The following is an 8,352-nucleotide window of genomic DNA, read 5'->3' as shown; positions in this document are numbered from 1 at the left end:
AGCAAAGGCCGCTCGGCCGCCTCCAGCAGGTCGCGCAGGCGCAGCATGTCGGTGTCGGCCGGACGGGCGCACAGCGCCGGTGGCGGCGCGGCCAGCGCAACGTCGGCCAGGCCGGACAGCATGTCCTCGGGCAGGGACAGGACCACTGGTCCTGGGCGTCCGCCCGTGGCGATCGCCCAGGCGCGCGCCAGGTACTCGGGAATGCGGTCGGCCCGTTCGATCTGGGCGACCCATTTCGCCAGCGGCGCGTACATGGCGCGGTAGTCCACTTCCTGGAAGCATTGGCGGTCGACGGTATCGCTGCCGACCTGGCCGATGAACAGGATCATGGGCGTGGAGTCTTCCCGTGCCGTGTGCACGCCGATCGCGGCGTTGGTCGCGCCCGGACCGCGCGAGACGAAGCAGATGCCCGGCTGGCCGGTCAGCTTGCCGTGCGCCTCGGCCATGTAGGCGGCGCCGCCCTCCTGGCGGCAGACCACGGCTTCGATCGTGTCGCGCCTGGCGTAGAGGGCGTCGATGCAGGGCAGGAAGCTCTCGCCCGGCACCATGAACACGCGTTCGACGCCATAGGCCTGCAACTGCGCGACCAGCAATTCACCGCCGCTGCGCGGCCCAGGGGCGGGCGTGCTCATGCCGTGTCTCCTTGCAGCGCGCGCGCCACGCGTTCCGCGCCGTAGTCGCGTTCGGCCGCGGCCCGGCTGACCTTGCCGCCCAGCACGTCGTTGCGGATGGCGGCGGCGGCGCGTTCGGCGGGCAGGCCGTAGCCGCCGCCTCCGGGCGTTTCCAGGCGCACGGACTGACCGCTGGCCAGGGGATGGCTGGCGATCTTGTTGGGCAGGCGTTGCTCGTCCGCACGGCCAGGGTTCTGCACGACGCGGGAAGTTCCGCCGGTCAGGCCGCCGTTCAGGCCGGCGGCGCCGAACAGCGCGGCGTCGCAACGGATGGTGCAGATCAACTGCTCGTGCAGCGAGCGGATCTGGCGGGCGATGCCCATGCCGCCGCGATGACGGCCCGCGCCGCCGCTGTCGTTGACCAGCGCGTATTCCTCGACCAGCAGGGGGTACTCGATTTCCAGCGCTTCCGCGGGCAGGTTGGAGGTATTGGTCACGTGCACCTGGATGCCGTCCATGCCATCGCCCTGCGCCCGTCCGCCCGCGCCGCCGCCCAGGGTTTCCAGGTAGACGAAGGTGCCCTTGCCGTCCTGCATGGGCACGGAGAACAGCATGGAAGGCATGACGTCGTTGCACGAGGCCATGGCGCGGTCGGGCGGCAGCAGCTGGCCCAGCGCGCCGATGACGGTGCCGGCCACGCGCTGCGCGGTGGTGACGCGCGCGCCCACCGCCGCCGGAAAGCGCGGATTGGTGATGGTGCCTTCGGGAGCGGTGATGGTGATGGGCTGGAACAGGCCGTTGTTGGGCATGAGCTCGGGATCGAGCATGGCCTTCACGGCGAAGTAGACGCTGGCGTTCAGGGCGCTGGCGGGCAGGTTGAAGGCGCCGCGCGCCTGCTTGCTGGTGCCCGTGAAATCCACATGGAGCTGGCCGTCGCGCGCCTGCACATGGGCCTGGATGATGACGGGGTCGCCGCCCATGCCGTCGTCGTCCATGCGTTCGGTGAAGGTGTAGGTGCCCGTCGGTAGTTGTGCGATGCGGTTGCGCAGACGCCGTTCGGTGTACAGCATGATGCTGTCGATGGCAGACAGCACGGTCTGCAAGCCGGATTGCTGCACCAGTTCCAGCATCAGCTTGGCGCCCTTGTCGTTGGTGGCGATCTGGGCGCGGATGTCGTGCATGCGGTTGTCCGGTTCGCGCGTGTTGTGCGCGATCATCTCCAGCAGGTCCATGTCCAGCTCGCCCTCGCGCACGATGCGCATGGCCGGCAGGCGGATGCCTTCCTCCCACACCGTCTTCAGATGGTGCGAGGTGGACCCGGGCACGGCGCCGCCCACGTCGGTATGGTGGCCGATGTTGGCCGCGAAGAAGCGCAGCGCGCCTTGGTGGAAGATGGGCGTGATGACGGTGATGTCAGGCGCGTGCGTGCCGCCCGCCAGATAGGCGTCGTTGCACAGGAACGCGTCGCCGGGCCGCACGCCGGCCGCGCCGTAGCGCCGCAGCACGGCGTCTATGCCGCCGGACAGCGATCCCAGGTGCACCGGCACGTGCGCGGCCTGCGCCACCAGGCGGCCGGCGGCGTCGAACAACGCCACGGAGCAATCCTTGCGCTCCTTGATGTTGGTGGAAAAGGACGAGCGGATCAGCGTGTTGCCCATCTCCTCGGTGATGGACAGCAGGCGGTTGCTGAAGACCTCCATTTCTATGGGGTCGAAAGTGTCGGTGCCGGCGGCGGAAGTCGATTGCTTGGTCATGGCAGCGCCTTAGGGATTGAGGTTGACGACGAGGTTGCCGTATTCGTCGGCGCGCGCCTGCTGGCCCGGCAGCACGACGGTGGTCGAGCTCATTTCCTCGATAACGGCCGGCCCGTCCACTGGCGCGTCCACCGGCAGCAGGGCGCGGCGCAGGATGGGCGTGTCGACCCAGCCCGCTCCCTCGAAATACACGTTGCGGCGTTCCTTCAGGGCGCCGTCCACGCTGGCGCCGCCTGGCACGCGGGCCAAGGGCGCGCGCGGCACCAGGCCGGTGGCGCGCACCCGGCAATTGACGATCTCCACCGGGCGGCCGGCGGCGTCGTAGCCGTACTCGCGCACGTGCGCCGCGCTGAATGCCGCGACGAACTCGTCCAGCGGCATCAGCTGCATGCCGTCCAGCGGCACGGCGATTTCGAAGTTCTGGCCCTGGTAGCGCGCGTCGATGACGGCAGACAGGCGCTGCTCCGCGTCGTGCACGCCTTCGCTCGACAGCCAGGCCCGGGCCTTGCCGGCCAGGGCTGCCAGCGCCTGGCGGACCACCGTCCAGCCGTCGGCGGTGGCGTAGGCCATCAAGGTCTGCACGAAGTCCATGGAGATGTCGGACAGCAGGATGCCGCGTGCGCACATGGTGCCGGGCTCCTGCGGGATCAGCAGGGTGCCGATGCCGCAGTCGCGCGCCAGTTCGGCGGCATGCAGGCCGCCCGCGCCGCCAAAGGCGCACAGTGCGAACTTGCGGATGTCATGCCCGCGTTCGGTGGAGACCGCGCGCACCGCGCGCGCCATGTTGGAGTTGGCGATGCGCAGGATGCCGTAGGCGGCTTCTTCGACGCTCAGCCCCAACGGGCGGGCGATCTGCGCTTCCAGCGCTTCGCGCGCCTGCCGCGCATGGACTGCCATGCGGCCTTCCAGCAGCGCGACCGGGTTCAGGCGGCCCAGCACCACGTGGGCGTCGGTGATGGTCACGACTTCGCCGCCGCGGTTGTAGGCGATGGGGCCTGGCACCGCGCCCGCGCTCTGCGGGCCGACCTTGAGCGCGCCCGCGTCGTCGATGCGCGCGATGCTGCCGCCGCCCGCGCCGATGACGTGCACGTCCACCATCTGGGTCTTGACCGGATAGTCGGCCACCAGGCGGCTGGAAGTGAACAGCGGCCGCAGCTCGGCGACCAGCGACACGTCGGTGCTGGTGCCGCCCACGTCGAAGGTGATCAGATTGGGCAGGCCCGCCACGCGGCCCAATTCGGTCGCGCCGATCACGCCGGCGGCGGGACCCGACACGCAGGTGCGCACGGGCGCGGTCAGCACGGATTCCACCGACATCAGGCCGCCGTTGGAGTGCACGGTGGTCGGCTCGGCAGCCACGCCCATGGCGCGCACGGAGCTCACGAGGTTGCGCATGTAGCCGGCCATGCGCGGGCCGACGTAGGCATTGAGCGCGGTGGTCGACATCCGCTCGTACTCGCGGAACTCCGGCAGGATCTCGCTGGACACGCTGAGGTAGACGTTCGGCAAGTGTTCGGCCAGGATGTCGCGCGTGCGGCGCTCGTGCGCATCATTGCGGTAGCTGTGCATGAAGCAGATGGCCACGGCCTCGACGCGGGCCGCGGCCAGTTCGCGCGCCACCGCCGCTACCTCGTCCTCATCCAGCGCCTGTAGCACCGCGCCGTCGGCGCCGATGCGCTCGGTCACTTCGAACCGCCATTCGCGCGGCGCCAGCGGCTGCGGCTTGGTGACGTTGTAGTCGTACAGGTGGGGGCGCGTTTGCCGGCCGATCTCCAGCACGTCGCGAAAGCCGCGGGTAGTGACCAGCGCGCAGCGCGAGCCCCGGCGCTCGATCACCATATTGGTGGCCACGGTGGTACCGTGGCCCACGTGCGCCAGTTCGGAACCGGCGATCTCGTGTTCGCGTATCAGGTGGGCCAGGCCGGTCTGGATGGCCTCGGACGGATCGTGCGGCGTCGAAGGCACCTTGTAGTAATGCAGTTCACCGGTGTGCTCGGCAAGCAGGGTGAAATCGGTGAACGTGCCGCCTACGTCGAAGCCGACGCGAAAACGGCGGGCGCCCGGGGCGGATGCGGTCTGGGTCACGCTGGTCTCCAGGATGCTGGCGCGCAAGGCGCCGGGAGTGGGATGACCAGAATGCTATTGACGCACCATCATTCGGTCCAATCAAAGATTGGTATCAGTGATTATCACTGTTGTGAATGATTTGTCAGGACGTCAGTACGTCAGTACGGATGAGACTCCGCCGGTTGTGCCTGATCGAACACCATCCCTTGCGCCTGGCAGACCTTCAGGATCTCCTCTCTCAGCCAGCGGTGAGCGGGGATATTGTCCGAGCGCTCGTGCCAGATCAGGTTGACGGTGCGCGGGGCGAACGGGAAGGGCGCTTCCACCGCTTCCAGCAAATGGCTGTAGGGACTGTTGCGCACGGTGTTCAGGGGCACCACGCAGATCAGGTCGGTCTCGGCCAGCAGGCGCGGGGCCAGCGCGAACTGGTTGATGGTGAGCACCACGTTGCGCTTGTAGCCGTGGGGCGCGAGTTCATGGTCGATCAGGGTCGGCGTGCCCAGCAGGCTCACCATCAGGTGGCGCGCGCGCAGGAAGTTGTCCAGGGTGAAGCGCGGCTGCGCCAGCAGCGGGTGGCCCTTGCGCATGGCGCAGACGTAGGTCAGCGTTTCCAGCGGCAAGGTGCGCAGGGACGAGCCGAAGTTGGAATACACGCCCGCCGCCATGTCGACTTCGCCTTTCTCCAGCAGCACGCCGGCGTTGTCCAGCGAATAGGGATGCAGGTGGATGCGGACATTGGGCGCCACGGTCTGCTGTTCCACGAACAGCGGGCGGATGACCTGATCCGCCACGTAGTCGGACATGGCCATCCGGAACACGGCTTCGGAGCGCGCCGGATCGAAGTCGTTGCGTTCCAGCGTATCGGCGATGCGGGCCAGCGCGTCGCGGATCGGCGGCCACAGGAGTTCGGCGCGCTGCGTGGGCAGCACGCCGCCCTGGATCTTCACGAACAGCGGATCCTTCAAGGTCAGCCGCAACCGGTTGATGGCATTGCTGACCGCGGGCTGCGTCATGTGCAGGGCGGAGGCCGCGCGCGTGACGTTGCGTTCGGTCATGACCGCGTCGAAGATGCGCAGCAGGTTCAGGTCCATCGAGGTCAGCATCGCAGTCCCAGGTGATTATCAACGTTGGTGATAGAGATCTATTTTAATTGTTGATTAGCCATATAACACGGGAGCGCTTAATCTTCCCCGGGTGCAAGCGCAGTCGTTACACCACGAGGGGAAATCATTGATGGTCAAGCATCTGAAAACTCTGGCCGCTGCCTGTCTGGCGGCCGGGATCGCCGCGCCCGCGATGGCCGCGGACGTCTATCCCAGCAAGCCGATCACGATCGTCCTGCCGTACGCGACCGGCGGATCGGCCGACATGCTGGCGCGTTTCGCGGCGCAGGCCCTGCAGGCCGAACTGGGCAAGCCGGCCATTGTCGAGGCCAAGCCCGGCGCGGGCGGCGTGCTGGGTACCGAGTTCGTCTCGCGCGCCGAGCCGGACGGCTACACGCTGGCGCTGACCGCCAGCGGCACCATGGCGGTCAATCCTTACGTCTACAAGCTGCGCTACAAGCCGCTGGAAGACTTCAAGCAGATCACGGTGCTGGTCGACCTGCCTTTCGTGGTGGTCACGAACAATGAATTCCCTGCCAAGAACCTGCAGGAATTCATCGACTACGGCCGCAAGAATCCCAACAAGATCACCTTCGGCAATGCCGGCCTGGGCACGCAGCAACACCTGACCCAGCTCATGTTCGCCCGCGCCGCCGGCATGCAGGTCAACATCGTGCCCTACAAGGGCAGCAGTCCGGCCATGAACGATCTGCTGGGCGGCCACATCGACGCGGTGCTCGACAACACCGGCGTGCAGACGCCCTTCATCAAGGCCGGCAAGGTGCGCCCCTTGTTCGTCACCAACCCGGAACGCGTGGCGGCCTTGCCCGACGTGCCGACCGCGCCCGAAGCCGGCCTGCCGGGGTTCTCCGCAGTTGCCTGGTTCGGTCTGGCCGCGCCCAAGGGCACGCCGGACGAGATCGTCGACAAGATCCAGCAGGCTCTGGCGCGCGAGTTCGCCAAGCCGGAAATGAAGCAGCGCCTGCTGGACCTGGCGATGATCCCGCGCGTGTCCACGCCGGCCGAAACCACCGCCCGCGTGAAGAGCGATCTGGAAACCTTCGGCAAGATCGCCAAAGAGGTCGATCTCAAGCCGATGTGAGGCCTTGCCGCGTCAGCGGCATGGCCTCGGCGTCGTCCCACGGCGAGCGGGTTGCTGAGATCGGCAGCGCGCCCGCCATCCTTCAGCTGCGCTTCCTCAGTCCGTAAAAACCCGGGTTTCTTGGTGTTTTATATCGTACTACGATCTATTTTCGTATCACGATAAAAACACCAAGGAGCGGGGATGGAACTTGTCGATAACCTCATGCTGGGGTTTTCCGTGGCGTTTACGCCGGAAAACCTGCTGTATGCGCTGTTGGGATGCGTGCTGGGCACGCTGGTGGGTGTGTTGCCTGGCCTGGGACCCGTGCCCACCATTGCGATGCTGCTGCCGATCACCTATGTGCTGCCGCCCGTCGCGGGGCTGATCATGCTGGCTGGCATCTATTACGGCACACAGTACGGCGGCTCGACCACCGCCATACTTGTCAACCTGCCAGGCGAGACTTCCGCGGTCGTCACGGTGCTCGACGGCCATCAGATGGCCCGTAACGGCCGCGGCGGCGCCGCGCTGTCGCTGGCCGCCATCGGCTCCTTCTTCGCCGGATCCGTGGCCACCATGCTGATCGCGGCATTCGCGCCGCCGCTGGCAGAGGTTGCGTTCAAGTTCGGGCCGGCCGAATACTTCTCTCTGATGACGCTGGGCCTGGTGGGGGCGGTGGTGCTGGCATCGGGTTCGCTGGTCAAGGCGATCTGCATGATCCTGCTGGGGCTGCTGCTCGGCCTGGTCGGCACGGACGTCAATTCCGGCGTGGCCCGGTACGACTTCGGCATTCCCGAGCTGCAGGACGGCATCAATTTCGCGATCGTGGCGATGGGCGTATTCGGTTTTGCCGAGATCATGAATAACCTGGAACTGAAGGACAAGCGGGTCGAAATCACGGACAAGGTGGGTTCGTTGTATCCCAACCGGCAGGAGATCCGCGAGGCGGCGCCTGCGATCGTGCGCGGCACCGCGGTCGGATCGATGCTGGGCATCCTGCCCGGGGGCGGATCGGTGCTGTCGGCCTTCGCTTCCTACACGCTGGAAAAGAAGCTGTCCAAGGAACCCGAGCGTTTCGGCAAAGGCCATCCGGCCGGGTTGGCCGGGCCAGAATCGGCCAACAATGCGGGGGCGCAAGCGTCCTTCATCCCGCTGCTGACGCTGGGCATCCCGGGCAATGCGGTAATGGCGCTGATGGTGGGCGCGATGACCATCCACAACATCCAGCCCGGCCCCCAGGTCATGACCAGCCATCCCGAGCTGTTCTGGGGCCTGATCGCGTCGATGTGGATCGGCAACCTGATGCTGGTGATTCTCAACCTGCCGCTGGTCGGGCTCTGGGTCAAGCTGCTCAAGGTTCCCTACCGCGTCCTGTTCCCCGCGATCCTGGTGTTCTGCACGATCGGGGTGTATTCGCTCAACTACAACACCTTCGACCTCTACATGACGGCCTTCTTCGGCGTCGTCGGCTACATCTGGAGCAAGCTGCGCTGCGAGGGCGCGCCGCTGCTGCTTGGCCTGGTGCTTGGTCCCATGATGGAAGAGAACTTCCGCCGCGCGCTGCTGCTGTCGCGCGGCGATTTCACGACTTTCGTGGAGCGGCCGCTGTCCGCGTCCCTGCTGGGCGCGGCGCTAGTGCTGGTCGTGCTGGTTGCCTTGCCCAACATCCGCAAGAAGCGCGAGGAGGCGTTCGTCGAAGAGGACTGAGGCCGGGCCGCTCCTGCTTTAGCGTG

The 8,352-nt window shown here is 66.9% G+C and carries 6 protein-coding genes; 2 read left to right on the top strand and 4 right to left on the bottom strand.

Annotated elements, in window-relative coordinates:
* The 4 genes from WBB14_RS24460 to WBB14_RS24445 all read right to left on the bottom strand — a co-directional run.
* Positions 1-632 (bottom strand): thiamine pyrophosphate-binding protein (locus WBB14_RS24460; protein ID WP_424242055.1); only part of this gene is annotated, 632 nt, incomplete at its 3' end.
* Positions 629-2,365: a hydantoinase B/oxoprolinase family protein gene (locus tag WBB14_RS24455; protein ID WP_424242054.1), complete on the bottom strand. Its 1,737-nt coding sequence runs from the start codon at positions 2,363-2,365 to the stop codon at positions 629-631. The genes WBB14_RS24460 and WBB14_RS24455, both read right to left, overlap by 4 nt.
* A 9-nt stretch (positions 2,366-2,374) precedes the next feature.
* Positions 2,375-4,450, bottom strand: coding sequence for a hydantoinase/oxoprolinase family protein (locus WBB14_RS24450; RefSeq protein WP_424242053.1), 2,076 nt, complete (start codon positions 4,448-4,450; stop codon positions 2,375-2,377).
* 140 nt (positions 4,451-4,590) lie between these two features.
* On the bottom strand, positions 4,591-5,535 hold the full coding sequence (locus WBB14_RS24445) for a LysR family transcriptional regulator (protein ID WP_013395305.1): 945 nt from the start codon (positions 5,533-5,535) through the stop codon (positions 4,591-4,593).
* A gap of 130 nt (positions 5,536-5,665) precedes the next feature.
* On the opposite strand from WBB14_RS24445, the gene WBB14_RS24440 reads away from it, so the two are divergent.
* Positions 5,666-6,637, top strand: coding sequence for a Bug family tripartite tricarboxylate transporter substrate binding protein (locus WBB14_RS24440; protein ID WP_424242052.1), 972 nt, complete (start codon positions 5,666-5,668; stop codon positions 6,635-6,637).
* Between the two features lie 183 nt (positions 6,638-6,820).
* Positions 6,821-8,326 (top strand): tripartite tricarboxylate transporter permease, encoded by a 1,506-nt coding sequence (locus WBB14_RS24435; RefSeq protein WP_332013615.1) that lies wholly within the window; start codon positions 6,821-6,823, stop codon positions 8,324-8,326.
* The last annotated feature ends 26 nt before the right edge of the window (positions 8,327-8,352 follow it).

Source organism: Achromobacter sp. (assembly GCF_049647645.1).
GTDB lineage: Bacteria > Pseudomonadota > Gammaproteobacteria > Burkholderiales > Burkholderiaceae_B > Achromobacter.
The sequence above is the reverse complement of the archived record's forward strand: the minus strand, read 5'-3'. Positions and strand labels throughout refer to the sequence as shown.

Coding starts and splice junctions, on each gene's coding strand:
- WBB14_RS24435 (WP_332013615.1), top strand. CDS start 6,821: ATGGAACTTGTCGATAACCTCATGCTGGGGTTTTCCGTGGCGTTTACG.
- WBB14_RS24440 (WP_424242052.1), top strand. CDS start 5,666: ATGGTCAAGCATCTGAAAACTCTGGCCGCTGCCTGTCTGGCGGCCGGG.
- WBB14_RS24455 (WP_424242054.1), bottom strand. CDS start 2,365: ATGACCAAGCAATCGACTTCCGCCGCCGGCACCGACACTTTCGACCCC.
- WBB14_RS24445 (WP_013395305.1), bottom strand. CDS start 5,535: ATGCTGACCTCGATGGACCTGAACCTGCTGCGCATCTTCGACGCGGTC.